The sequence below is a fragment of the Roseiflexus sp. genome, assembly GCF_057785375.1.
Map to the genome: position 1 here is coordinate 23,255 of NZ_JBYNRX010000092.1, position 25,092 is coordinate 48,346.

A 25,092-nucleotide genomic window follows, 5' to 3' on the forward strand; every position below is an offset into this window, starting at 1 on the left:
GGCGGGAGGGGATGAGGCGCGAGGGGCGAGGGGCGAGGGGATGAGGCGCGAGGGGCGAGGGGATGAGGCGCGAGGGGCGAGGGGATGAGGCAAGAGCAAGGAGAGAGGTCACTGGTTCTCGGTTCTCAGTTCTCGTTACTCCCTCGGTTTCACTACCAGCAGGCAGAGGAGCGACGCGCATAGGATCGCCGCAGTGACCGCTGCCGTCCAGCCGATCCCGAAGGTCAGCCAGAGTGACGTGGCGACCAGCGAAGCGACGACCCGCCCGGCGCCGATGGCAGCGGCGCTGAGCGCGAGCATGGTGCCGCGCGCCGACGGCGCCACCGCAGATACCAGCGGGAATGCCGCAACAATCGCATACTCAAACGACAGATAGAGCAGAACATACACCGGCAGCAGCCATAACCATTCCTGACCGACAAACGGCAGCGCCGCAACGCATGCCGCTGCCAGAAGAAATCCGGCAGCGGTCGTGCGCCGGATGCCGAGCCGGTCTCCAAGGAGCGCGACCCCCAGGGCGCCGATCAGTTCGCCAATCCCTGCCAGCGCAAACAGTTGCCCCAGTTGCGCCTCATTCACCGCAAGCGTCTGACGCAGCCAGGGCGCCAACACGATCTGGATCAGGTCGTATGCACAGAGGGTCAATGCCACGAACAGCAGCGCCAGCAGCGCCTCTCGTGTGCGTAGCGCCCGCCAGTCGATCCGGCGCGTCGTTGTGCGGAGATTGCTCGATCCGTCCGGCAGCAGTGCCCACACCAGCGCCAGTGACGCCAGACCGGCAAGAGACAGCGACCAGAAGGCAGGGGCGGATCGTTGTGTTGTCTGAACGAGTTGCATAAGCGGCGCCACTCCTAGCAGCGCCCCCAGCGCCCACGAGGTCTCGAACACGCCCAGCGCCCATCCCCGCCGCGCATAGGGGGTGCGCGCCGCCAGGTACGCCTGCGCCGCAGGTTGATAGAGCGCAACCGCCAGCCCCACCAGCGCATAGCCGATCAGGAAAGCAACAAACGAAGGCGAGAGCGCACACAACGCCGTTCCCAGCGCAAAGATCGCCAGACCGCTGCTCATCGTTGCACGCTCGCCGCGTGTATCCGCCATCGCTCCGCCCAGCGGGCTGAGCATCGACGCTGCCAGTTGCACCGTAATCAATGCGCTGACGGTGCGCAGGTCCACGTTCAACTCATCGGTCAGGAACGGTTGCAGCGGATAGATGATGCGGAACGCCGCCACCAACGCCAGGCGACCGCCAGTGACAATCGCCAGGTGCGCTGTCGTCAGGTCGACAATGCGGGTGTGCGCGGCAGGCGAAGCGATGCTGCACGGTGTTTCGTCCGGCATATCAGCATTCCGCCCGCAGCGCGGCAATCTGTCGCTCTGCCTCGTCGCGCCAGGAGGAGTCGCCGGTCAACTCAAGGTAGCGTTCGAGGTCGGCGATGGCATCATGGGGGTTGCCGTGGAACCGCCGGATGAGACCGCGACGGAGGTAGGGTTCGGGCCATTCCGGCGACAGTACAATCGCCTGGCTCAGGTCGCGCAACCCGGCGGCGCGCTGATTGAGTTCGCGTTCACGGATGATGCCGCGCTGGAAATAGGCGCCGCTGAATGTGGGCCAGAGCGCAATCGCGCGACTGTACGCCCCTTCCGCCGCCCGAAAGAAACCGACATCGGTGGTGCGCAGCCCCCAATACGTCAGGCTATTGCCCCACACATACCACAGGTGCGCCAGCCAGCGGCGCCATGCAGCGGTCTTCGGTTCAGGAACGTTGTGCATCGATGACTCCCTCCATCACTCTGGCGATGTCAGGCGCTCCAGAGCAGTCAATATGATAAACGCTTCCTCGTTCGTTGTGCCGCACATCTCCACGCTTGGCTGCAAGGAAGCGCATACTGCCGGTCGTTCAGGGCGCCCGAACAGCATGCAGCGATTGTCGGCGCTCAACTGGATGCATCGCACACCTGCCGGTTTGCCGTGCGGCATTCGCGGAATAGGCGACGAGATCGATGGTGCAATGCAACACGCCCCACATCCCACCCGGCAATCGATAGATTGCATGCTGCGCTCCTGCGTGCTACACTGAAACCACACCATTGTACATCAGGCGAGGTGCTGCGATGCGCTCCCCCTTCCCCGGCATGGACCCGTTCCTCGAAGCGCCCGATCTGTGGCCCGATGTGCATACCGAATTGATCAGCGGTATGCGCAGTGTGCTGGCGGACATCCTGAGTCCGCGCTTCGTCGTCGCCGTCGAGCAGCGCCTGATTGTGGCGGAAGAGGACAGCCCGACCCGCATCGGCGCAATAGTTCCCGGCCTGGCGGTCGTCACCCCGGCGCGCCCCGGCGTCACTGCGCCGCTCGACGCCAATTATACCGCGCCGACGCTGATTGAGCCGCTGCCGGAACCGGAACTGCGCGAACGCTTCATCGAAATCCGCGACGCGCGCACCCGTCGCGTGGTGACGATCATCGAACTGCTGTCGCCCGCCAACAAGACGCCGGGCACGCCGAGCGCCGTCGCCTTTGCGCGCAAGCGGTCGGTGGTGTTCGAGTCGCGCACCCACTGGATCGAGATCGACCTGCTGCGCGCCGGGGAGCGGTTCGAGGCGACGGCGGGAAGGAGCGATTACTGCGTGCTGCTCAAACGCGCCACGGATTATCGCTATGAAGCCTGGTTCATCGACCTGCGCGACCCGCTGCCGACCATTGTGGTGCCGACGACGGAGGATTTCGGGGTGGTGACGCTCAACCTGCAGCAGGTGTTCGAGACGGCGTATGCCCGCGCGCACTATGCCGACTCGGTGGATTACGCGCGCCCTGTGCCGCCGCCGCCGCTGCCGCCTGCCGATGCCGTCTGGGTGCGCGAACGGGTGCGGCGCTGGATGGAGATGCGGCAGCAGAGGGACGTGGAGAGGGCTTAAGCTGACGCAAAGGCGCGAAGACGCAAAAGAAAGCGTACTGTGTCATTACGAGGCTTGGCGCCCCGACGTCTTTGACTCAACCTTTTCGAGCGATGCTGGCAATGCCTTCGTGGACACACGAACGTCAGGAAATGAATTCCGGTCGACCTGCGCCGCCGGGTTGCGTGAGCTGCGGTAAAGCTCTCGCTCAGGACATGGAAGCCCCGGAGGGGCTTTCACGGCCTCAGCAAGGGCTTATGGTTTTTGAGAAAATAATCCGGTATCGCCACGTCCAGCCCGCGCAGGCGGGCTTCGCTTCCCTTAGCCCGCGACTTTAGTCGCCGGGCGGGTAGGCGGATAGCGGAATAATTATTCAAAGTTCATCAGCCCGCAGCGTCCCTAAAAATTCAACTCGACCGCCGTCGGTTCTCCAGGGCGGCTGCCGACCACATGGCACTCGACTGCGCCATACCGTCCCGCAATCGTCCAGCGCCCGGCGCGGTGCAGGTGCCCGCTGACGATATGGCTCACCTTGGGCTGGTCGAGCACAAACTTCCCCAGCGTGAGATTCCCCAGGTAAGCGCTCATCAGGCTCCAGAAGTCGCTTTCGGGATGGCGCGGCACCGCCGCCTCGATGATCGGCACATGGGTCACAACCAGGATCTGCGAGACGCCTGGATTACCGATCAGCGTTTCCATGCGGCTGGCGAACCCCTTCGCCAGGTAGCGCGCCATGGCGCGGTCGCTCCAGGGCCAATCGACATAATCAGCGTCGTGGTTGACGCTTCCCTTGAGGATGCGATACTCGTGATCGCCAAACGCGAGGTGCGGCGCACGCGATGAGTAGTCGTACCACGCCATGGTGCCGCAGATGCCAATATTTTCCAGCGTCAGCACATCGTTTTCGAGCCAGATGAACCCTTCCTCACGCGCAATGCGCGGCAGACAGGCTTCCCAGAGCGTGCGACTATCGTGGTCGCTGCGGTAGACATCGTGGTTTCCGGCGATCACGGCGCGCGGGCAGGGCAGGTCGCGGAAGAGTTGCAGCCCGCGTTGAAAAAGGCGGAGCGGATGCCCGATGTCGCCGGCAATGATGAAGCAGTCGGGATTGCGCTGTCGCACCCATTCGGCGAATGCCAGGTAAGCGTCGCGTTGTGCCGGGCGGTAGTGGAGATCGGCTGTTACAATAATGCGCATTGTCTGAACGTCCTTGTCCAGATAATAAGTGTGTGATCAATAATACTGCGCATGCCGCAGTGTGACAAGACCTCATTTCTGCCGATTAATCGCATGTCATCCATTGCTCATTCCATGCTTGCAGCCAATGTGCTATGATCCAAGCGAATCACCAGGCAGCGCGGGAAAGGCAAAGGTGTGGCGCAGCGTTCCTATCGCAGGCAATTAGGTCGTCTCCTCCGCATACCGGTCCGCGTCGCAGTCGTCGGCGCCGCCGCACTGGCGTTGCTATGCGTCTGGTTGTGGGTTTCGACCGATCTGCCTTCTCCTGAGCAACTGCGCGCGCGCGCCGGTCTCGGCGCCACCCTGGTGTTGGATCGCAACGGTCGTCTGCTCTACAGCGCCCCTGATCCGTTTGGCGCGCAGCGTCGCTCTATTCCTTTGAGCCAGATGTCGCCTGCGCTGATCCAGGCGACGATTGCCGTCGAGGACGCCGGTTTCTACGATAATCCCGGCATCGATCTTCGCGGCATTGCGCGGGCGATCTGGCTCAACCTTCAGCAGGGTCGGATTGTCGCCGGCGGCTCTACGATCACCCAGCAACTTGCGCGTTCGTTTTTGATTGACCCGTCGCTGGCGCAGGAGCGCAGCCTGGAGCGCAAGGCGCGCGAGATTGCGCTGGCGCTCAAACTGACTGCGGCGCTTTCCAAGGACGAAATTCTGGAATTGTACCTCAATCAGACCTATTATGGCGCGATGAGTTACGGCGTCGAGGCGGCGGCGCAGCGGTTCTTCGGCAAACCAGCGCGTGACCTCGATCTTGCGGAAGCCGCGCTGATCGCCGGTCTGCCGCAGGCGCCGTCGCGCTACGACCCATTCGTCAACCCCGATGCGGCGCGCGCCCGTCAGCGCGATGTGCTGGCAGCGATGGTGCGCGCCGGTTTTATTACGCCAGCCGAGGCGGAAAGCGCCGCCGGCGAGCCATTGCAGTTCCGCAGTAACTGCGGCACGCCGGGATGCCTGCCGCGTGCGCCGCATTTCGTCTTCTTCGTGCTGGAACAACTGGCGGCGGAACTTGGTCCCGATGCAGTGACGCGTGGCGGACTGACGATCACCACCACTCTCGACCTGGGATTGCAGGAAGCGGCGGAACGTGCGCTGCGCCGTCAGATCGCCGCGCTCGCCAATCCTTATGACGGCAGCCCCGATCGCCGCGCTCGAAATGGCGCGGTAGTCGTGCTCGACCCGCGTGACGGCGCGATCCTGGCGATGGTCGGCAGCCCGGATTTCACCAACGACGCCATTCAGGGTCAGGTCAATGCTGCGCTGGCGCTGCGTCAGCCCGGATCGGCGATCAAGCCGCTCACCTACGCGGCGGCGCTTGAACGTGGGTGGACGCCGGCAACGACGATTCTCGATGTGCCGACTGCGTTTACCGATGCGGATGGTCGTGTCTACGCGCCCCAGAACTATGACCGCGCCTTTCACGGTCCTCTTTCCCTGCGTGAGGCGCTCGCCACCTCCTCGAATGTCGCTGCCGTGCGCACCCTCGACTTCATCGGCATCCCGGCGTTGCTGGAGATGGCGTCGCGCCTGGGGATTACGTCGTTTGGCGATAATCCGGGGCGCTTTGGGCTGGCGCTGACCCTTGGCGGCGGCGAGGTGACGTTGCTGGAACTGACCGGGGCGTATGCGGCTTTTGCAAATGGCGGCATGCGGGTGACCCCGTATGCCATTCGGGACATCAGTGGCGCTTCATCGTCCGAGTCCGTGATGCCGCTAACGCGAGAAGCGCCGTCGCCTGTCCTCGATCCGCAGATCGCCTATCTGATCAGCGATATGCTGAGTGATGGACATGCGCGTATGCGTGCGTTTGGCGGCGCACTCGACATTGATCGCCCTGCCGCCGTCAAAACCGGCACCACAACCGACTGGCGCGATAACTGGACGATTGGGTACACGCCGGACCGCGTGGTTGGGGTGTGGATCGGGAATGCCGACGGGCGGAGGATGGAAGCGATCAGCGGCGTCACCGGCGCCGCGCCGGTCTGGCGTCAGGTGATGCAGTCGGCGCACGAAGGGTTGCCGCCACGGTCGTTTGATCGCCCGCCGGGGATTGTCGAGGTGACCATCTGCGCCGAAGGGGGCATGCTGCCGTCACCGGTCTGTCCGGCGACCCGGCTCGAACGGTTCACTGCCGATACTGTGCCGCAGCGCCCCGACGACACGCACGTGATGGTGCGCATCGATCCGGTACGCGAATGCCGTGCGCCGGACGGGTACCCGCAGACGCGCACGATGCTACGCATCTATCGCCTGCTGCCGCCGGAAGCCGGGCCTTGGGCAGCGAACGCTGGCGTGCCGCGCCCGCCGCGCGCCGTGTGTTCGCCGTTGCCGGAAGTCGCTGAGGAGCAGCGCAATTCCCAAACGCCGGCCAGCAGCACGACCGGAAACGTAGTCGCTCCACCTTTCCGGTGGTCTGTTCCCCTCCTGATCACCTCCCCGGCGCATGGCGCAGTCTTTGCCTTGAGTCCAGGCGTGCCGGTCGAACATCAACGCATTGCCATTATCGCAGGGGCAACCATGGATGTCGAACAGGTGACGGTCTTCGTCAACGGGGCGCCGGTTGCAGCGTCGCAACGCGCATTCTGGCAATTGCGGCCAGGCACGCATCAGGTATGGGCCGAAGGGCGCGATGCCGGCGGACGGATCGTGCGCAGCCCGGTAGTGGAATTCGAGGTCCGCAGCGCGCCGTAAACAGGAGAGACGTTGCACCGCAACGTCTCCAATTGTGGCACGTTGACCGCGGGGCGGTTGCCGGTAGGGGCGCGCCGGTGGCGCGCCGATAGGGGCGTTGGTCGTAGGGTGGAGGTGCTGGTAGGGGCGCGCCGGTGGCGCGCCTGGTCAGCGGGGGTAGTTACCGGTAGGGGCGCGCCAGTGGCGCGCCCAGGCGCCTGGCGATGCGCCAGTGGGCGCGTTGCACGTTGAACGAAAGCGCGACCTTTGAGGTCTCCGGCATGACTCTGGCGTTCTCCAGAGCATCGCTCCTGCAGAACGAACCGTAGCAGCGCCGGGCATCCGAACCGACCTCAAAGGTCTGCGCCATCGAACGCAGGCGGGTTGCAGGTGCGAAGGTTGAAGGTGCGAAGACGGTTCTCTCTGCGCCCTCTGTGTCTCTGTGGTTTTAGGACAGCGATCGAAAGGTACACCCTGGCACATTCGCTGACGTATTCGCTTATTCGCTTGCACTCACTTATCCGCTAACGACGCAAGGGAAATAACCCATGAAACAAACTCCACAATTCCCGCTGCGCGCGATCATCGCGGCAGGCGCCGGACTGATCCTGATCATCGTCGCTGTGCTTGCCGGTCCGCTCCTCCTGAGCGCGCCGCAGATCGTGCGCATCGACCCGCCGGACGGGGCGGAGATGGTCAACCCGCAGGCGCCGCTGCGCATCGAGTTCAGCCAGTCGGTGCAGAAGGATTCTCTCGTCGCAGCGCTGAAAATCGAGCCTTCTGTTGACATAACTGTTGATGTGCAGAGGAATGTTGCGCTGGTGCAGCCGGTCGGCGGGTTGCAGTACGGCGCGGAGTATACGCTGACCATCGGCGCCGGTGTGCGCAATGCGCTTGGGCGCGCGACCGAGAGCGTCCAGTCCGTCCGCTTCCGCACCGCGCCGTACATCGCCGTGCGCGAGGTTTCCCCCGCCGATGGCAGCGCCGATATTCCGCTCGAAATGTTCATCATGGTCGAGTTCAATGCGCCGGTGGTGAGTGCTGAGGCGGTCGCGGCAGCAGCAGACGATCCGCGTCGCGCCGATGAGTTGCCGCAACCGCTCGTGCTGACTGCGGGCGGCGATCCAACCCCGATCGTCGGTGTCGGGCGCTGGCTTTCGCCGACGCGCTTCGGCTTCTCGCCGGAGGGCGGGTTGCGCCTGGCAACCACCTATCGCGTTACGGTGCGTCCCGATCTGACGCCCGACGGCGCGGCGCGGATGGAACAACCGGTCATCTGGAGTTTTACAACCGCGGCGCAGCTTCTCGCCGATACGCGCCCGTTCGATGGCGAAACCGATGTCGCAGCGGATCGCCCAATCGAAGTTCGCCTCCATCGCGATGTTGATCCCGCCTCGGCAAGCGCAAGTTTCCGCCTGCTCGACGCCAACGGCGTGGCAGTTGCGGGAACGGTGGAAACATTCGAAGGCGGCGTTCGCTTCAAGCCCGCCGCGCCGCTCCAGCGCGGCGTGCGTTACCGGGCGATGCTCGAACCGGGTGTCAGCGCGCGCAGTGGCGCCATCCTCAATACCAAACCGTTCGAGTGGGCGTTTGTCGTCATTGGCGACCTGGAAGTGCAACAGGTGGAACCCGTTGGCGGTACGCGCGATGTGCCGGTCGATATTCCACGGATCAGCGTGCGCTTCAACCATCCGGTCGTGCCGGTGGTCGATGTCGCTGCGACCGGCGGGTTGCCCGTGGCGGCGACGATTGACCCGCCGGTGCAGGGCGTGGCGCGCTGGATCGATACGTCCACCTTCGTGATTTCGCCAACGGCGCCGCTTGACTCGGCGACGGAGTATCGGGTGCGAGTGGCGGCGGGTCTGACCGATCAGACCGGCGGTGTGCTGCGCAACGAGTACGTCTGGTCGTTCCGAACAATCGACCCGGCAGTGAATGATGTTCAACCGGCGTCGGTGTTTGCTGCGCCGACCACGCCGGTGACGGTGACGTTCAACCAGGCGATGGACCTGGCATCACTGCGCAGCGCGCTGCGCGTCACACGCGCCGACAATGGCGCGCCGATCGCCGGTACGCTTACCGTCAGCGGAACCGACGCGATCTTTCGCCCTGATACGCCGCTGGAACGCGGCCTCACCTGTGTCGTGACCGTGGACGCCGGCGCGCGATCGGCGCGTGGCAACGGCGTGCTGGAACAGCCGTTCAACAGTTCCTTTCGGGTGGCGCCGCTGCCAGCGCTCGTGACGACCGATCCGGCGCCGGGTGCGACCGTCTCTCCCGAGTCTGGCGGCTTCCGCCTGATCTTCAGTACGCCGATGGACTGGGATACGGTTGCCCGCGCGCTGGTGATCGAGCCACAACCGACGGACGTTTTCACGTCTTCCTACGACACGGATTTTTACGTCTATTTCCAGCCAGAACCCGAAACTGAGTATCGTATAACGGTCGGCGCCGCTGCACGCGACCTTTACGGCGTTGCCCTCGGTCAGGATGCGACGGCGACCTTCCGCACCGGTCCGCGCGAACCGTCCGTCGGTCTGATCGGCGCCTATCGCGCCGGTTTCTACCGCGTCGTCGGTAATGTGCGCGTGCCGCTCCAGTGGGTGAATGTTCCCAACGTGGACTGGCGCATTACGCGATTGACGCCGGAAACCGCAGCCGTTCTGATGTCCAGTTATGAGGATTGGGTGTCGTTCTTGCCAGATGCGGGCGATCTGGTCAGTCAGGGAACGCAGCCGCTCGGCGGAGACCGGAACCGTGGGCGCGTCGGGACTATGGAGGTGGGAACGCTCGATCCGGGCGTCTATTACCTGGAGTTGCGCGCATTCGGCAGGCTGGTGGACCGCCAGGTGATGGTAGTCAGCCCATATGCGCTGACGGTCAAACGCAGCGCGGATCGCCTGTTCGTCTGGGCGATCGATCTGACCACCGGACAACCGGTTCCCAACCTGGCAGTGAGCGCTACGGCGTATCGGTACGAAAGCCGATCGCTTGGTAATCTGGTCAACCTTGGACGCACCGGTGCGGATGGCGTGCTGGCGGCGCCGTTCGATGGACGGCAGTTTGAGACGCTCTTTCTCTGGGCGTCGGAGGGTGGTAGAACAGTCACCTTCACAACCAGCGATTGGGAGAGTGGCATCAGTCCCTGGAGTTTTGGGCTGATGGCAGATTATGGCTCGCGCACATTCGCTGGCAGCGTTTTCACCGACAAGCCAATCTACCGTCCAGGGCAAACGGTGCATGTGCGCGGCGCGTTGCGCGGCATCGCCGTAAGCGCAGGACCGGGACAGGCGGAACGGTATGTGCTCCCCGGCGCCGGGGATCGCGCGTATGTGGAAGTGAGCGATCCAGAAGGGACTACGATCATTTCGACAACGTTGACCTTCAGTCCATTCGGCACATTCGCACTTGATCTGCCGCTGGCGCAGGGCGCGCCGCTTGGTTCCTACTCGCTGATTGCGCGGCTTGGCGGTCCGCAAGGGTTCGACAACAGCGCACCCGTTGTGTTCGGAAGTTTCCTGGTGGCGGAGTATCGCGTGCCCGCGTTTGAAGTGAGCGTCACGCCGTCCACTCCTGACCTATTGCGCGGCGATCCACTGAATGTCGCTGTGCAGGCGGCGTACTTCGCCGGCGGCGCGCCGTCGAATGCGCCGGTGCGCTGGCGCATTCTGTCGCAACCATTCTATTTTTCCAGCGACAGCGCGCCGAACTTCAGTTTTGTTGATGTTGATGACGCCTACGCATGGTACATGTTCCGCCAGGATTTCATCTTTGGCGACTTGATCGCCGAGGGTGAAGGCGCGACCGATGCGCAGGGACGCTTCACGCTGTCTCTGCCAGCATCGACGTATGACCGTCCGCCGGCGGGCGGCGGTCTGCGCACCGGCAGCCAGGTGTTGACCATCGATGTCGAGGTGACCGACGTCGATGGACAGGTGATCGCCTCACAGTCGACGATCACCGTCCACGGCGGGGCGTTCTACATCGGTCTGCGCCCGGAGGGGTATGTTGCGAGTGTCGGGCAGCCGCAGCAGGTCTCGATCGTCACCCTGACACCGCAGGGTGATCCGGCGCCGAATCGCACCCTCGCAGTGGAGTTTTACCGGCGCGAGTGGTACAGTGTGCGCGAACAGAGCGCCGATGGACGCTTTTACTGGACATCCGCCTATACCGATACGCTGGTCGAGACACGCCCTGCAACGACGGATGGGCAGGGGCGCGGGCAGGTGCAGTTCACGCCGCCGCAGGGCGGATCGTACCGCATTGTTGCAACCGGAAAGGACGATGCCGGGCGCGCGGTGCAGACGAGCGCCTATACGTGGGCGGCGGGTGGTGACGTCTTCTGGGGGATCGATGACAGCAACCGTGTCGATCTGATCGCCGACAAGCGTCTCTACAAGCCGGGCGATACAGCGACTATTCTGGTGACGGCGCCGTACCCCGATATGACCGCGCTGCTTACCATTGAGCGCGGCAGTGTGCTCGAACATCGCACCTTCACGCTCCAGGGAACCACCGGCGTGCTCCAGGTTCCCATCCGCGACGAGTATGCGCCGAATGTGTACGCTTCGCTCACGCTGATCAAAGCCCCGGGTAACGGCAGCACCTCCGACGCGCCCGCCGCGCCCGATCTGCGCGTCGGCATTGTGAAACTGCCGGTCTCGACCGAGCGCCAGGAACTGACGATTGCCCTCACCCCCGACAAAACGCAAGTCGGACCACGCGACACTGTGACCTACACGATCAAAGCGACTGACTATACTGGCAAGGGCGTGCGCGCCGAAGTCTCGCTGGCGCTGGTTGATAAGGCGGTGTTGACCCTGGCGGACGACCCGAATCCATCGTTGCGCCAGGCATTCTACGACCAGCGCGCGCTGGGGGTGTTCACCTCCAATCCGTTGACGGCGCTTGTTGATCGGGTGACGCTGCGCTTGCAGCCAGGCGACAAGGGAGGCGGAGGCGGTCTCGAAGCGCCGCTGGACATACGACGCGACTTCCCCGACACCGCGTTCTGGAATCCGGCGCTTGTCACTGGCGATGACGGCATAGCGCAGTTCAGCGTGACCCTGCCGGACAACCTGACGACCTGGCGCCTGACGGCGCGTGCCATCACCGCCGATACGCTGGTTGGCGAGCAAACGATTGACATCGTTGCCAGTAAGCCGCTGCTGCTGCGTCCGACGCTGCCGCGCGCCCTGACGGTCGGCGACCGTCCGGTGCTCCAGGCGGTAGTGCAGAATACGACGAATACGGCAATTGAGGCGACAGTGCAGGTGACGCCCAACCCGGCGTTGACCATCGACGGCGCGGTTGAGCAGCGGGTCAACGTTCCGGCGAATGGCACAACCCTGGTGCGCTGGCAGGCGACCGTCAATCTGCCGCCTGGCGACGCCGATGAAGTGATCCTGACATTGCGCGCAAACGGCGGCGGTTTTAGCGACGCGGTCGAGGCGCGCGTCCCGCTGCGTTTCCTGACAACCGCAGAGGCGACCGCGAGTGCCGGGCAGGTGATCGACGAGGTGGTGGAGACGGTCAAACTTCCGCCGGAAAAGACGACAGCCGATGCGCGCGTCGAACTCGATTTGACTCCGTCGCTGGTGGCAGGCATTGCGCAGGGTGTCGAGCGATTGACGCAGGCGCCATACTTCAGCAGTGAAGCGACAGTTAGCAGTTTCATGCCGGCTGCCGCCGCCTATCGCCTGCTCCAGCAGGCCGGTTTCGACGACCCGCAGTTGCGGGCAACCCTGGAGCGCAGCCTGACGAACGGCGTGCAACGCCTGTCGGCGTTGCAGCGGCTCGATGGCGGTTGGGGATGGTGGGGCGGCATCGAGAGTGATCCCTATCTGACTGCCTACGTGGTTCAGGGTCTGGTCGAAGCGCAGCGCGCCGGTTTCACCGTCGATCAGGTGATGCTGGACCGCGCGATCGTCTTCCTGACCGAAGCGCTTGATGAGCCGCCATCACCCCGTTCGCGCCTGAGTGATCCGAATACCCGCGCCTATGTGCTGTTCGTTATCGGGGAGGCGGGCAAGCCAGATCGTGGACGGGCGGTCAATCTGTACAACGAGCGTAGCAAACTGAATGCCGCAGGGAAGGCGTACCTGCTCCTGACCCTTCAGGCGACCGGCAGCGAAGAGAGTCGCGTCCGAACGCTGGTTGCTGAACTGATGGGCAGCGCCGTGCTGACCGCGTCCGACGCACACTGGGATGTGGGCGGGATGTCACCCTGGTTGCTCGACACCGACGTAACGGCCACCGGCCTGGCAGTGCGGGCTCTTTTGCGATCTGATCCGCAGAACTTCCTGATCCCCAATGCGGTGCGCTGGTTGATGGGCGAGCGTGAGCGTGACATGTGGCGCACAGCTTACGACTCCGCCGGCGCCGTGCTTGCGCTGGCGGAGTATGCGGCGCAGACCGGCGATCTGCAAGCCGATTACCGCTACCGGGTCGCACTCGACGGACGCACCATCCGCGAGGCGGTGGTCTCACCGGCGACCTTGCGGGAAACTGACCGGGTGATCATTGCAGGAACCGACCTGAAGCCCGAAGGGAGCCAGGTGCTGTTGCAGCGGCAGGCAGCCGCCGATCAGAGCGGCAGGGGGCGGTTGTACTATGCGCTGCGGCTGCGCTACCGTGAAGATGCCGCCAATGCCCAGGCGCTCGACCGGGGATTCGGCGTGCTGCGCGAGTACATCGCCGTCGCCAGCGACACCCTCAGCCCCACGGGGCAGTTGGTTACCCAGGCGCAGCAGGGCGAGATCGTGCAGGTGCGAATCACGTTGAGCGTACCCACGAATGTGCGTTACCTGACGGTGGAAGACTTCCTGCCCGGCGGGTTGGAGGCGCTTGACACGAGCCTGAAGACCACGACGGCTGCGGCGCGCGATGCGCGATTGACGCCGCAGATCGAAGGGGAAGAGATGCCATACTGGTGGTATTTCGGGCACACCGAGGTGCGCGCCGGGCGTGTGGCGCTCTTTGCCGCCGACCTGCCGAAGGGAACGTACACCTACACCTACCTGGTGCGCGCGACTGTTCCTGGAACGTATGCTGCGCCGCCAGCGACCGCATACCGCACGTATGCGCCGGAAGAGTTCGGCAGAAGCGCAGGCGCGTCGTTTACCGTGGCAGCGCCGTAGGGCTGATCCCGGAGATTGCCAATGTTCGGGGCGCCCCTGGCGGGCGCCCTTCGGGGGCTGGGGGCGCCCCGGTGCAGCGCCGTCGTCGGGGCGCCCCTGGTGGGCGTCTATGAGCACGCCAGAGTGACAGCCATCTTTCACAAGGGAGTTACGATGACCACCAACGACGATTACACGCGCCACACCTTCACCATCCTGTTCGATGTTCCCGTCGGTCTGGCGGCAAAGAACGAGGTTATGCGCGATGTGTTAAATGCAGCAGCCAGCCGGATCACCGAACTAATCGAATCCGATGAGCGCTTACAGGCGCTGTTGCGGCAGCATGGCATCGAGTATGGTTGGGAAGAAGGAAGTTGGGAGACAACACCCTGACGTCACTCTCCGGCGAGTTCCAGCGTGCGGCGCACCAGCGCGTCGCGGAGGGAGATGCCGCGTTGCTGCAGCTCTGTAACTTACCCATGTATGTTAAGATCAGCGAAAAACAAGACGTGGAGCAGGTGCGAGCATTGCTTTACAAAATCGTCATACGATGTTAAAATAAATGGCGGAATACTGGCAAAGAACGCCATGCAGGGCATATGCCGCCCGCCTTGAGAGGCGGGCGCTTTCTTATATGAAATCTTGGAGAAATGCGATGTCCCAGAACGACAACTCAAATCACGCTTACTACTGTCCCACATGCGGCAGCGCGCTGGTTCCCGAACGCGACCGCCTGCGCTGCACGACGCCAGACTGCCCTGAGCGCAACCACAGTCTGTTTCTTGCCTACGGTCCCCGCCTGGTCCTGCGTGAGCCACGCACTAATGGGCATTCATCTGTGACAATGCCCTGGGAAATGCATGCTGGCGAAAGCGCCTCCACGTAATTTACCTCTGTGGCGCTCCTCACTCCTGACTGCCAGGCAATAACTGTCCACTCTGGCAGTCGGGCAGTCAGGTCCTTACGTCATCGCTCACCATCCGCCGCCGCTGCGACCGCCGCCGCCGAAGCCGCCGCCGCTGCGACCGCCGCCGCCGCGACTGCCGCCGCTCCAGCTCCCCGAACTGCGACTGCCGCTTCCGCCCCAACTGCTGCGACCGGAGCGACTATCGTTCAGCAGGGTGCCAACCAGCACGCCGCCGATAAAATCGCCCAGGCTATCCTGGCTGCCCTGAGCGGCTGCGATCTGCTCCTCGAAGATCCGCGATGCACGTTCGGCTTTGTCGTATGCGTCGCGCGCCCGCTCCAACGCACGCTGTGCCTCGGCTTCGTTGTACACCTCCCCAATTTGATTGTAACTGGCGCGCGCTTCCTGCAACAGTGCGAAGCCGCTTGCATTCCGCATCACCAGATTTCCTGCGCGCGCCGAGAGTTGCTCTGCGCGCAGGATCGCCGACCTGGCGCGATCGGCTTCGGTGCGTACCTGCCGCCGCAGCGCCTCGATGTGCCGGTAGTGATTCTGGATTTCTTCGAAGATCTGGGAAGCCTGCTGCTCGAGCGCGGTGTAGCGTTCGATGGCATCGCGCAGAGCGTCGGAGCGCGCCGTTTCTTCTTTTTGTTCGGCGCTCTGCGCTGCGGCGTAAGCGGCCTGGAGGTTGATCTGCAAGCCGTTGATCTTATCCTTCGCACCGACCGGCAGATCGCGCGGGTGGACGGTCATGAACTGCACGATCTTCTGCACTTCCGCTGTGGCGACCTGCTGCATACGCTTCAGTTGTTCGCGCAACCGGTTCATCGCCTCGACTTCGGAGCGCGCGCCACGCAGCGCCTCATCCGCCAGATGATTGGCTCCGTGCGCCAGGCGGACGATCTGCAGCCAGTCGGGGCGCTCCTGCTGCATTTCGGCGCGCGCCTGCGCCAGCGCCGACTCGGCGCGCACCAGCAGTTTCTCCGGTTCCTTGCCGACATCGGGATCATTGGCGGCGATGAATGCGCGCCCCTGCATGATGTCCGCCTCGGCAGCGGCGATTTCGTCGCGTGCTGCATTCCGCGCTGCCTCAAGGTCTTTCAGGCGCTTGATGATCGCCTCAATAAGCGCGCGCGCATACGCGATACGCTCTTCTGCCTGATCGAGATCGGCGCTGGCTTCGATGAACTCCTGCCGCTCCATCGAGTTACGTTCGGTCGCCCGTTCCCACAGTTCCTGGGCTTCATCGGCGGCGCGCTCGGCTTCGCTGCCGTTGCCGCGAATGTCGCTCCAGGCGCTTTCGGCAAACTCATCGACAATGTCGAAGACGCGCCATCCTTCGTCGATGAACGCCGCAAGCGCTTCGCCCGCTGCCCGAACGTTGTCGAGACGTTCGAGGTTGGCGCGATAGCGCGCGGGCAACCCGCCGCCGCGAATGACCCCCAATTCCCGCGCTTTGTCCGCCTGGTCGAGCAACGTGGCAACGCCTTCGGGTCCGACCACCGGCAGCGCCGCTGCCGCCTGGCGCAACAACCCTTCGGCAGTGTTGAACGACGCCATACCCGCATCGACGCGGAACCCCTGTTTCGCTGCTCGTTCGGCGGCAGCGCGTCCGGCGGCAATCCCGTCCTGAATATCTCGCATTCGTGCAATCGCGCCGGCAAATGCCGTGATTGCGGCTGACGCTGCCCCGGCTGCCGCGATTGCGTCGGCAGCGCGGCGCTCCTTCAGCAACTGTTCGGCGCGTTCAACCAGCGACTCGGCGGGACGTAACGCCGCTTCGGGCTGGAGATCGGCGCTGAGGTCACTGAGTTGCGCGGCAACGTCAGCCAGCGCTTTTTTTGCTTTGTCCACCTCACCAGGCGCTGCCTGCGCGATCCGGTCGAGTTCGGCGCGGCGTGCTTCGATCTGCGCCAGTCGCTCGCGCACAACGTTCGCTTCCTGCGCCATCTGACGATATATTTGTGTGGCGGCTTCATAATCCGCCTGCACAGGCGTTTTGCGCAGCGCAAGGCTTTTTTCCGCCTCGGCGAACCGCTCCTGAACGCGCGCGAACTGTTGCTCGACCTCACTCTGCAGCGATGCAAGTTGCCGCACGTCCGGCTCCGCGTAGGAGACGCGGTCGAACTTGGCTTTTTCCTGAGCATTACGTAGCGCCTGGCTGAGATCGACGATCGCGGAGCTTGCCAGGCGCCGCGCTTCCTCGGTGGCGGCGCGCGCCGCTGCCAGCGACTTCGCCGCTGCACGGCGCTTCTGAAAGCCGCTCCAGAGCATTGGACCGGCGACTGCCAGCAGCACCAGGAAGATGACACCGGCAACGATCGGGACCAGATCGATATTGACGGTCGTTCCACCTGCGGGAACCGGCGGCGAGGCGATGGAACGCTCAATTGCCGTCAGCGCGTCAACGACGCCGCGGGTCGCATTGCCGCTCGCCAAACCGGGGTTCAACTGATTTTGACGAATCGTCTCGCCATTATCGTTCGTGCGCAACGCCGCATTCCAGCGGTCTCCATACGCAATCTCCGAGTAGCGCGGGTCGAACGAGACGTAGATGGCGATCGTGTCGGCATTGATGGCGCCGCCACTGGCGAGACCGGCGCGCTGATAGTGGCGCAGCGCGTCGTCCTCGCCGCCTTGCTGCACCAGGAAGATGCCGACGCGGGCGCCGCGGTCGACAAGCGGCTGCGCTGCGCGCTGCACGGTGGCCACATCAAGATTGCCGGTTTCGTCCACAATCGTCAGGTTCGACTGCGCCAGCGCCGGGGCGACTAGCACTGCCAGCAGCAGCGCGAGCAGCGCCAGAGCGCCTGCCTTGCGCGCATGGATCAGGAGTATCATGGGCGACTCCTTTGCTCAGATATGCCTTCATTGTAGCATGGGTTGCTGGCGGGCGCAGATGACCGTCACCTGGGCGGTGCTGGCGGAATGCGAGGGTGACGCCCAAGCACGGCGGGTTTGTCAGTCAGCGCGTTGTCAGGCATGGGTGACGGTCATCGCCTGGGGTGCTGGCGGAATGCGAGGGTGACGCCCAAGCACGGCGGGTTTGTCAGTCAGCGCGTTGTCAGGCATGGGTGACGGTCATCGCCTGGGGTGCTGGCGGGCGCAGATGACCGTCACCTGGGCGGTGCTGGCGGAATGCGAGGGTGACGCCCAAGCACGGCGGGTTTGCCGGTCAGCGGGTGGCGGGCGTGGGTGCCGGTCAGCGCCTGTCAGACACCCTTCACTGCGCAGTCTGGTACAGGCGGCGGTCATCTGATATACTCTGCTGCATTGCATTTTTGGTCGAACACCTACGCGCCTGTGCAAGGGAGCATACCATCGTGGATCGGCAAACGACGAACCGCAACCTTTACCTGCTGGTCATCGAACTCTTCTGGGCTTCTATCGCTATTGCCTGCTACTCATTCGCGGCAGCGTTCCTGATCCGGCTAGGCGGGTCGAACCTGATGGTCAGCCTGCTGACCTCGGCAGCGGCGCTGGTCAACGCGCTCACCTCGATCCCCTTCGCCATGTTTCTCGAACGGATTGGCAATCGTCGCCCCTGGATCATCGGCAGCCTGCTGGCATTACGTCTGGGGCACATTGGACTGATCTTCATTCCCTTTCTTCCGGCATACCGCGCCGAGGTGATGGTGGCGCTGCTGTTGCTGATCAATGTCCCGGTTGCGCTGTTCAACGCCGGATGGCTGCCGATGCTCGGCGATATCGTGCCACTGGCGCAACGGGCGCGTCTCTTTTCGGCACGTAACATGACAATGGGCATCACTGTGATGACAGTGACTTTCCTGATGGGTCGCTGGCTCGATGCCGCACCCTTTCCGTTCAATTATCAGTTGATGTTTGCGCTGGCAGTCGTTGCGAGCCTGTTGAGCACCGTCTACGTGGCGCGCCTGACGATCCCGCCGTCGCCGGCGGTTGAGCGCGCGCCGGGGCGGCGGCGTCTGACCTTCGCCGAATTTCGGGCGCTTCTGTCGCAGAAACGCTCATTTGCCAATATCACGATCAACACGCTGGTTTTCAATATCGCATTCTGGATGGGTACGCCGCTGCAACCGATCTACTTCGTGCGCGAACTTGGCGCGAGCGACGGATGGCTTGGCGTGTGGCTGGCGCTCATCAGCGGCGGGCAGATTATCGGCAATCTGGTGTGGCCTCGCCTGATTGAAAGACGCGGCTATTCGTGGGTGTTGCTGCGTGCAACCGCAGCGAGTTCGCTGTACTATTTCCTCATTGGCGCTGTGCCCGATCTGACGCTCATTCTGCTGTTTGCGCTGCTGTTCGGCGCGGTCAGTCCGGGGGTGGACATCAGCCATTTCAATATTCTTCTGGAAGTGTGTCCGCTGGAACGACGCGCGTTCTACATGGGGGTATTTGTCACGGTTATGAATGCTGGTTTTTTTGTCGCCACGCTTGCCTGTGCACCGTTGATCGATTTGGTCGGCGCACAGGCGCTGGTGCTGATCCTTGCCGGTATGCGCCTGCTAGGGGCGTTGCTGTTCGTGGTGAACCCGGTGCGCGCGGCGACGATCGAAATGGTGAAAGCAGGCTGAGATGCCCCCGGCACGTCACGTTTACATCGCTCAGACGCAACCCGGCTTCGAGGCGATTGCTGCGACCGAGATCACCGCGCGTCTCAAGGGTGTGCAGATCATCGATCTGCGGGCGGTCGCCGACAAGAACGGCATGGCGCGCTTCGCTTACGCCGGCGATCCGCGCGACCTGCTGGCGCTGCGAACGGTGGAAGATGTCTTTGTGGTTGCAGCAGAAATGCGTGATCTTGCCCCCGGTTTTGCGGCGCTGCGCCAGCTGGAGCATCTGGCTGCGACAGCGCCCGGCGTCGAACGCGCCATCCGCCTGGTGCGGACGGTCGATCTGCGGCGCGGTGGCGAGGGCCGCATCCACTACCGCGTCATTGCGCGGCAGGTTGGGCGCACGCCGTACCGTCGCGTCGATGCGCAGGCGGCTGTGGAACGCGGGATTGCCGCGCGCCCGGATCATCGCTGGCGGATGGTTGCCGACGGCGGGATCGAGTTCTGGCTGACGCAGTGGCCCGGTGAGGCGCTCCTCATGGTGCGGCTGAGCGACGAGCGTATGCGCCATCGTGAGTACAAGATCGAACACCTCCCCGCATCGCTGCGTCCGGCGGCGGCGGCTGCGCTGGCATGGCTGACAATGCCGCGTGATGATGATGTGTTCCTTGATCCGATGTGTGGCGCAGGGACGATCCTGATCGAGCGGGCGCATTTGGGGCGTTACCGCGCGCTGATCGGCGGCGACATCGACCCGGAAGCGGCGGCGACGGCGCGGGCGAATATCGGTTCGCGCTACAAGCCGATCACAATCCACGAGTGGGATGCGCGCCGGTTGCCGCTCGACGCCGGTTCGGTCACGGCGCTGGCAGTTAATCTTCCATTCGGCGCGCAAATGGGGTCAGTGGAGGAGAACCGTGCGCTCTACCCGGCGTTTCTGCGCGAAGCAGCGCGGGTGCTGCGTCCTGGTGCGCGGCTCGTGGCGCTCAGCGGCGACGCGCGCACCCTGAACGACGCGCTGCGGCGCAGCGACCGGTTTGTCCGTCGTGAAACCTACCCGGTGCTGATCCTCGGTCGCCGCGCGACGGTGGCGGTAGCGGAGCGGAAGTAGGGGCGGTTGTGTGACGTTGTGCCTGAGACGTTGTGCCTGACAGTATGCGTTACGGTAACTCAAGCGATGGTTGGCCGGATCGCAGGTCAGGCGGCGCCTAAGCCAAACCTCTGATAAAACCGTTCAACGACGAGCAGCAAATCCTCCGGCAGCATTCGACGAACTGTCTGAACGATCTCTTCGGGGATGCTTCGGTAATATGCCTCGGCGATTCCACCCGTGATACAGGCCAGCGTATCACTGTCTCCGCCAAGGGAGATCGCCTTTCTGACCGCATCTTCGTAATTGCACGAGTCGAGGAACGCAATGATCGCTTCCGGCACGGTACCCTGGCACGAAATGTCAAAGCGATACGACGGCCGTATCTCATCTACGGTTCGATTCAGGTTGTATCCGAAGCGCTGTGCGATATGGCGCCTGATATTTTCTTTGGTCTCGCCTTTTCGCGCAAGAAAAACTGCAACGGCGGCAGCTTGCGCCCCTTTTATTCCTTCAGGATGATCATGGGAAACTTCGGCGGTGCGCTTCGCCTCGAGCAAAACCCTGTCGATATCGTCAAAGGCGAAACCGACTGGACTGACCCGCATCGCAGCGCCATTGCCCCAACTATTGTACGGACGAACCTCGTCTTCAAATATCCACCCGATAAAAGCGCTCCCGTACCCTGCGTTTGGATATTTACGACCGAAGCTCTTCAAGGCACGCGCATAATCTAATGAATCCAAAATGGCAGCGGCAATCGCTACGGTCATCACCGTATCATCGGTGAAGCGACAATGCGGGTGAAACAGCGGAAATTCCTCTGTTTTCACCGGGAACTGCTCATGCACCGAGCCAATCACGTCACCTGCAATGGCGCCGAGCATGGGTTTCCTCTAATGACTTCACTGCAAAAAGCGGTAACCACGAAGGTCACAAAGGGACACAAAGGAAATGCTCTTCATTTTATTCCCCTTCGTGCGCTTCGTGTCCTTGGTGGTTAAGCCTTTTTGCAGTGGACTCAACAATGGTTTTTGAACATGTATTCCGCTATCCACTCGTCCGCCCGGCGGCTGAAGCCGCAGGTTAGGGGAAGCAAAGCCCGCCTGCGCAGGCTTCACCGCGCAATGCCGGATGCTTTTCTCGAAAACCAGCCCGCGCACATGAGAACATGCCAAAGCGAGAACGCAGGATCGCTTACGGCAAAACTTTTTCCTCCACTCTTTGATACATGCTGTCAATATCTCTCTGGATCTCGACTGTGCGAGCAATGGCTCGAGCAATGCGAATGTAGCGCACAGGGTCGTCCATGCGGCGACCCTTGCGGTCTTTGAGGTACTTTTCCAGCACCTGGTAGCCGCCGATTTGATATTCCCACATTTCCGGCGTGACGCCCTCGAAGTATTTATCGTTGTTGACGGCGACGCGCCCGCCGGCGGGGTCGTTGCGCACGAACTCAATTTGGTCGCTGCCCTGCCCTTGATATTTCACCTGTGGTTGGTCGGGGACTTTACGCAGCAGGTGCAGGTCAATCAGTTCCTACCCCAAGGCGGCCATTTGCCGGAAGAGAGTGTCATCCGCCGTGAACGGAACGCGGGGGAAGTCCGTGCGCAATTCCTGGGCGTACTTTTGGCGGTAGGTGGGACTGTAAAAGACGGCATAAATGTAGGCCAGAACTTCTTCCGGCGTGGGCTTGAAGCCGTAGGCGTCGCTCAACTTGGGCAAGAGCCATTCAGCCAGGTTGGGCCGCTTCTCCTGCTGGAACATATCGGGCGATTCGCTGGAGGGGTAGAGGTAAAGGGGGGAAGCAGTAGTCAATGGTTTTCAGCGAGACCGCTACATGCTCGACAATCGTATTGGCGACAAATAGGTGTCGCCAAGCGCCCACATGCTCAACCCGACGGGGCGGAACAAGCGCCACATTCTCCCCGGCCAGCATGTGGCGCATGACTTCGGCGCGGGGCATGCAGTGAAAGCCGCGCGAGCGTCCGGTGTAGTAGGTGTAGCGAACGTCAAAGGGGCGATACAGAGTTCAGGCGGCTGAAATTCAGCACAGTCGCCCAGGCTTCCTCCGGCGTCCAGTGGATGGTGAGATTATCCCGCGCAGTGACAATGCCGATGCTGTTGACCGGGAAAATCTCGTTGACGCTTGGCCAGGAGAGATAGCCCTGCAAATTCTGGCTCTGGCGCGGGACGAAGAAGTAGGAGGGGGATTGGGGCGCCAGGGGCTGATAGCCGGCCGTCTCCAGCGTGTGCGTCTCCAGCCAGCGGTATTTCTCTTCGCGCCGGCCGTAGAGGTCGGCGTGGTAAACGCCGCGCGGCTCCGGCTTGCCATGCTTGATAAAGATGCCAATCGCTACGCCCTGGCGGATGTCGAAGACGTTCTCATCGGAGCCGCCGTCGGGGGCGGTTTCGCGCTTCAGGCTGTTGCCATGCAGGTCGAGCAGGTAGATTTCGTCGAAGGTCTTCAGCAGGCTCTGCCGCATGCCGCGAAAGGTGGGGTTATCCAGGTAGCCGTGATTGGTGATCATGGCGACGATGCCGCGCCCGGCCTTGTGAATCTTCCACTTCGCTTTCTGTGCATAGCCTTAATCAATAGCCGCCTAACCGCTTGCGTCTCACATACTGCACCGCATAGGATCGGCGCCGCCCCTGGAAACCGCGACGGCAGGCTTAACCACCTTTGCAATGCAGCGCAATAGCGCGGTCGGGTGAAGCCGCAGGTTATGCCGCCTTCTGGTATTGACTACGGCAAGACAGCAACGTTACGAACACTGACTCGCAGTCAGTCAGACAAGATGTTCGAGCGTCTCGTTCGCAAGGCGTCACAATCCACAATGCGCGTTAGCGGTCGTGGACGCTTGACCGCGTCTCGGCGCTAGCAGCCCCAGCAGGGCTTGCACGTGCTCAGCGAGGGCTTTCGCCCGCAGCGCCCCGGCAGTATTGCACGAATGACTGCACATACGTATCAGCAAAGGCATGAGACTCGAGAACAGGAAAGTTGTCTTCAAGCAGTCCCCGAACGTGCATCTCGATGACCTCGTGCATATTGCGCGTTATCTCTTCGCGGGTCGCGCCTGGCGCCGCGCAGCCGGGCAAATCCAGCGAGCAGAACGAGTAGTTGCCGTTGGCTTTTTCGACTGCCAGCTGAAGCCACACAACCATTCTAGCACAAACTGCCGAATAGTAGTCCTGACCGGGTTCTGCCTGACACATGGGTGTGCCGGTGGCGCGCTTCCGGTTGAGGAGGCGACCGATAGCGCGTCACGAACTGACAGATGCGCCGTTTGCGCTCCCGGAACGTCCACGTTCTATCGGCAATTCAACTAGAAAGAACTGTCGCCGACCTGCCCGGATTTTATGGCTTCAGGAGGTCTGCGGAGACAGTATGACCATTCGTCGGAAATCTGCTATCTGCTTCCAAACTTTCTGACAAGATTGTATTTCTTTCCTTCTTCTACGCCTTTTGTCTGCGACCATATCCGATGTCGGCAATGCAACAAGAAGGTCAAACCGAAATCCTTCAGTTTCTTGAGCTCTCCAACTCCCATTTGTCCCATGAAATTACGAACGAACATATCGTTACCAAGCACGTTTGGTGGTACTTGATCGACAAGGCCTGGGCATGCAAACACGTATATGAAACCGTAGCCATCCCATTGAGTATTGGCGTAATCAACGCATTGCGCAAGCCAGGACGTTAGATTTTTCGTATCGTAATTTTGCGAAAAACGGACCACGTCCTTGAATTCAACTCCCAGAGCTACTTCTGGGTTGCTCCATTCTTGAGGATTGAGAGGGCGCAAGACTGCATCAAGACGCATTCTCTTTCCAGAAAAATGTTGTCCGGGAACCTCCTTCTCGACTATGAAGTGTTCTTCCAGTTCCTGCAGATATTGTTGCTTCAAGGTGTTCTCAGACACTTGCGTTTCTCCTGGTTGCGCAACTGCTCATTCGACAGACTCCGCCTGATCGGAAGATCAATCTAAATCGGACAAACACGCCTGCACATGCGGAGCGATTGGCGTTGGCTGAGCCTGTTGAAGCCAACGCCGATCACGAGATTGTCTCATATCCGGTTGATCTTCCGGTAAGCATGCCGGGGTTTGCCTTCAGCGCGGCTGCATTCAGGGCTCGCAGGTCGCCGGTCGCGCGAAGCGCCTTCCTGACATGTTCGGCGGTTTTGACCCGTGGAGACCGACATGCCTCGGGCGCAAAGACCATGAACCGCTGGTTGAAGCGATCAACAGACGCAGCGATGTCCGCCTTCCATAGATGTGGTTTGTCGGCGTTGATTCGTCGCGTCTTCATGCCAGCCCTTCGTTCACTATCACCTGTGAATCTCCTGTTTCAGCTGTGATCCTGGGGCGCCTAACGGTTCGCGCTTCACCTGCGACGCGAAGCCTCGCCCTGAGCAGAGCGAAGGGGCAGCGGAGCGGCGTCAGGTGGAAGCGCGTGTTGGGCGGCTAAACAATGGCGTAGATTTGCCAAGACAATCTATCTATTTGTTTCTTTCCTGGACGCTTTGTGTAATCTGGAATTCAAGGTCAGTAATATCGGTAGGCAATACAATTGATTTATCAGATTGACCATACGAAACAACTTTCTCGTTGACAATCCTATAACGGCCAAACGGGT

The 25,092-nt window shown here is 62.3% G+C and carries 18 protein-coding genes and 1 pseudogene; 7 read left to right on the top strand and 12 right to left on the bottom strand.

The annotated features are described in order from the left end of the window. Positions 1–135 precede the first annotated feature (135 nt). The 3 genes from AC3EA7_RS18145 to AC3EA7_RS18155 are packed head-to-tail and all read right to left on the bottom strand — an operon-like array spanning position 136 to position 2,053. Positions 136–1,338 (bottom strand): MFS transporter, encoded by a 1,203-nt coding sequence (locus AC3EA7_RS18145; protein WP_488615481.1) that lies wholly within the window; start codon positions 1,336–1,338, stop codon positions 136–138. Position 1,339: 1 nt separating this feature from the next. After that, positions 1,340–1,771: a tetratricopeptide repeat protein gene (locus AC3EA7_RS18150; RefSeq protein WP_488615482.1), complete on the bottom strand. Its 432-nt coding sequence runs from the start codon at positions 1,769–1,771 to the stop codon at positions 1,340–1,342. A gap of 15 nt (positions 1,772–1,786) precedes the next feature. After that, complete coding sequence (locus AC3EA7_RS18155; RefSeq protein ID WP_488615483.1) at positions 1,787–2,053, bottom strand: YkgJ family cysteine cluster protein; 267 nt, start codon at positions 2,051–2,053, stop codon at positions 1,787–1,789. A gap of 59 nt (positions 2,054–2,112) precedes the next feature. Between AC3EA7_RS18155 and AC3EA7_RS18160 the strand changes: the two genes are divergently transcribed. Next, positions 2,113–2,916 (top strand): DUF4058 family protein, encoded by an 804-nt coding sequence (locus tag AC3EA7_RS18160; RefSeq protein WP_488615484.1) that lies wholly within the window; start codon positions 2,113–2,115, stop codon positions 2,914–2,916. Positions 2,917–3,294: 378 nt separating this feature from the next. On the opposite strand, the gene AC3EA7_RS18165 is transcribed toward AC3EA7_RS18160, so the two are convergent. Then, a complete protein-coding gene (locus AC3EA7_RS18165; RefSeq protein ID WP_488615485.1) occupies positions 3,295–4,092 on the bottom strand; it encodes a metallophosphoesterase in 798 nt (265 codons plus the stop codon). Positions 4,093–4,269: 177 nt separating this feature from the next. Here AC3EA7_RS18165 and AC3EA7_RS18170 point away from each other — a divergent pair, with 177 nt between their 5' ends. The 4 genes from AC3EA7_RS18170 (at position 4,270) to AC3EA7_RS18185 (ending at position 14,811) form a co-directional block, all read left to right on the top strand. Continuing rightward, entirely contained in the window at positions 4,270–6,828 is a 2,559-nt protein-coding gene (locus AC3EA7_RS18170) for a PBP1A family penicillin-binding protein (RefSeq protein ID WP_488615486.1), read from the top strand. Between the two features lie 527 nt (positions 6,829–7,355). Further along, positions 7,356–13,946 carry an Ig-like domain-containing protein gene (locus AC3EA7_RS18175; protein WP_488615487.1) on the top strand — a complete coding sequence of 2,197 codons (6,591 nt, stop codon included), beginning with the start codon at positions 7,356–7,358 and terminating at the stop codon, positions 13,944–13,946. Between the two features lie 153 nt (positions 13,947–14,099). After that, positions 14,100–14,318 carry a hypothetical protein gene (locus tag AC3EA7_RS18180; RefSeq protein ID WP_488615488.1) on the top strand — a complete coding sequence of 73 codons (219 nt, stop codon included), beginning with the start codon at positions 14,100–14,102 and terminating at the stop codon, positions 14,316–14,318. Between the two features lie 262 nt (positions 14,319–14,580). Beyond that, positions 14,581–14,811 (top strand): hypothetical protein, encoded by a 231-nt coding sequence (locus AC3EA7_RS18185; protein ID WP_488615489.1) that lies wholly within the window; start codon positions 14,581–14,583, stop codon positions 14,809–14,811. 87 nt (positions 14,812–14,898) lie between these two features. On the opposite strand, the gene AC3EA7_RS18190 is transcribed toward AC3EA7_RS18185, so the two are convergent. After that, the gene (locus tag AC3EA7_RS18190; RefSeq protein ID WP_488615490.1) at positions 14,899–17,673 is read right to left on the bottom strand and encodes a coiled-coil domain-containing protein; all 2,775 of its coding nucleotides are present in this window, start codon (positions 17,671–17,673) and stop codon (positions 14,899–14,901) included. A 482-nt stretch (positions 17,674–18,155) separates the two neighbouring features. Here AC3EA7_RS18190 and AC3EA7_RS18195 point away from each other — a divergent pair, with 482 nt between their 5' ends. After that, entirely contained in the window at positions 18,156–19,385 is a 1,230-nt protein-coding gene (locus tag AC3EA7_RS18195) for an MFS transporter (protein ID WP_488615491.1), read from the top strand. 1 nt (position 19,386) lies between these two features. Then, the gene (locus AC3EA7_RS18200) at positions 19,387–20,475 is read left to right on the top strand and encodes a TRM11 family SAM-dependent methyltransferase (RefSeq protein ID WP_488615492.1); all 1,089 of its coding nucleotides are present in this window, start codon (positions 19,387–19,389) and stop codon (positions 20,473–20,475) included. An 86-nt stretch (positions 20,476–20,561) separates the two neighbouring features. Here the strand turns inward: AC3EA7_RS18200 and AC3EA7_RS18205 are convergent, their stop codons facing one another. From AC3EA7_RS18205 to AC3EA7_RS18235, 7 genes and pseudogenes are all read right to left on the bottom strand, one after another. Then, positions 20,562–21,341 (bottom strand): ADP-ribosylglycohydrolase family protein, encoded by a 780-nt coding sequence (locus AC3EA7_RS18205; protein ID WP_488615493.1) that lies wholly within the window; start codon positions 21,339–21,341, stop codon positions 20,562–20,564. A gap of 310 nt (positions 21,342–21,651) precedes the next feature. Continuing rightward, a pseudogene (locus AC3EA7_RS18210) lies at positions 21,652–22,272 on the bottom strand (type ISP restriction/modification enzyme). Continuing rightward, entirely contained in the window at positions 22,187–22,483 is a 297-nt protein-coding gene (locus tag AC3EA7_RS18215) for a type ISP restriction/modification enzyme (RefSeq protein ID WP_488615499.1), read from the bottom strand. The pseudogene AC3EA7_RS18210 and the gene AC3EA7_RS18215 overlap by 86 nt, the downstream one beginning before the upstream one ends. Then, positions 22,467–22,985, bottom strand: a complete 519-nt coding sequence (locus AC3EA7_RS18220; protein ID WP_488615494.1) for a hypothetical protein — start codon at positions 22,983–22,985, stop codon at positions 22,467–22,469. Before AC3EA7_RS18220 ends, AC3EA7_RS18215 begins: the two co-directional genes overlap by 17 nt. 376 nt (positions 22,986–23,361) lie before the next feature. Next, positions 23,362–23,670 (bottom strand): type II toxin-antitoxin system HicB family antitoxin, encoded by a 309-nt coding sequence (locus tag AC3EA7_RS18225; RefSeq protein WP_488615495.1) that lies wholly within the window; start codon positions 23,668–23,670, stop codon positions 23,362–23,364. A 194-nt stretch (positions 23,671–23,864) separates the two neighbouring features. Next, positions 23,865–24,377, bottom strand: a complete 513-nt coding sequence (locus AC3EA7_RS18230) for a hypothetical protein (RefSeq protein ID WP_488615496.1) — start codon at positions 24,375–24,377, stop codon at positions 23,865–23,867. A 133-nt stretch (positions 24,378–24,510) separates the two neighbouring features. Beyond that, positions 24,511–24,765 (bottom strand): hypothetical protein, encoded by a 255-nt coding sequence (locus tag AC3EA7_RS18235; RefSeq protein WP_488615497.1) that lies wholly within the window; start codon positions 24,763–24,765, stop codon positions 24,511–24,513. Between the last annotated feature and the right edge of the window lie 327 nt (positions 24,766–25,092).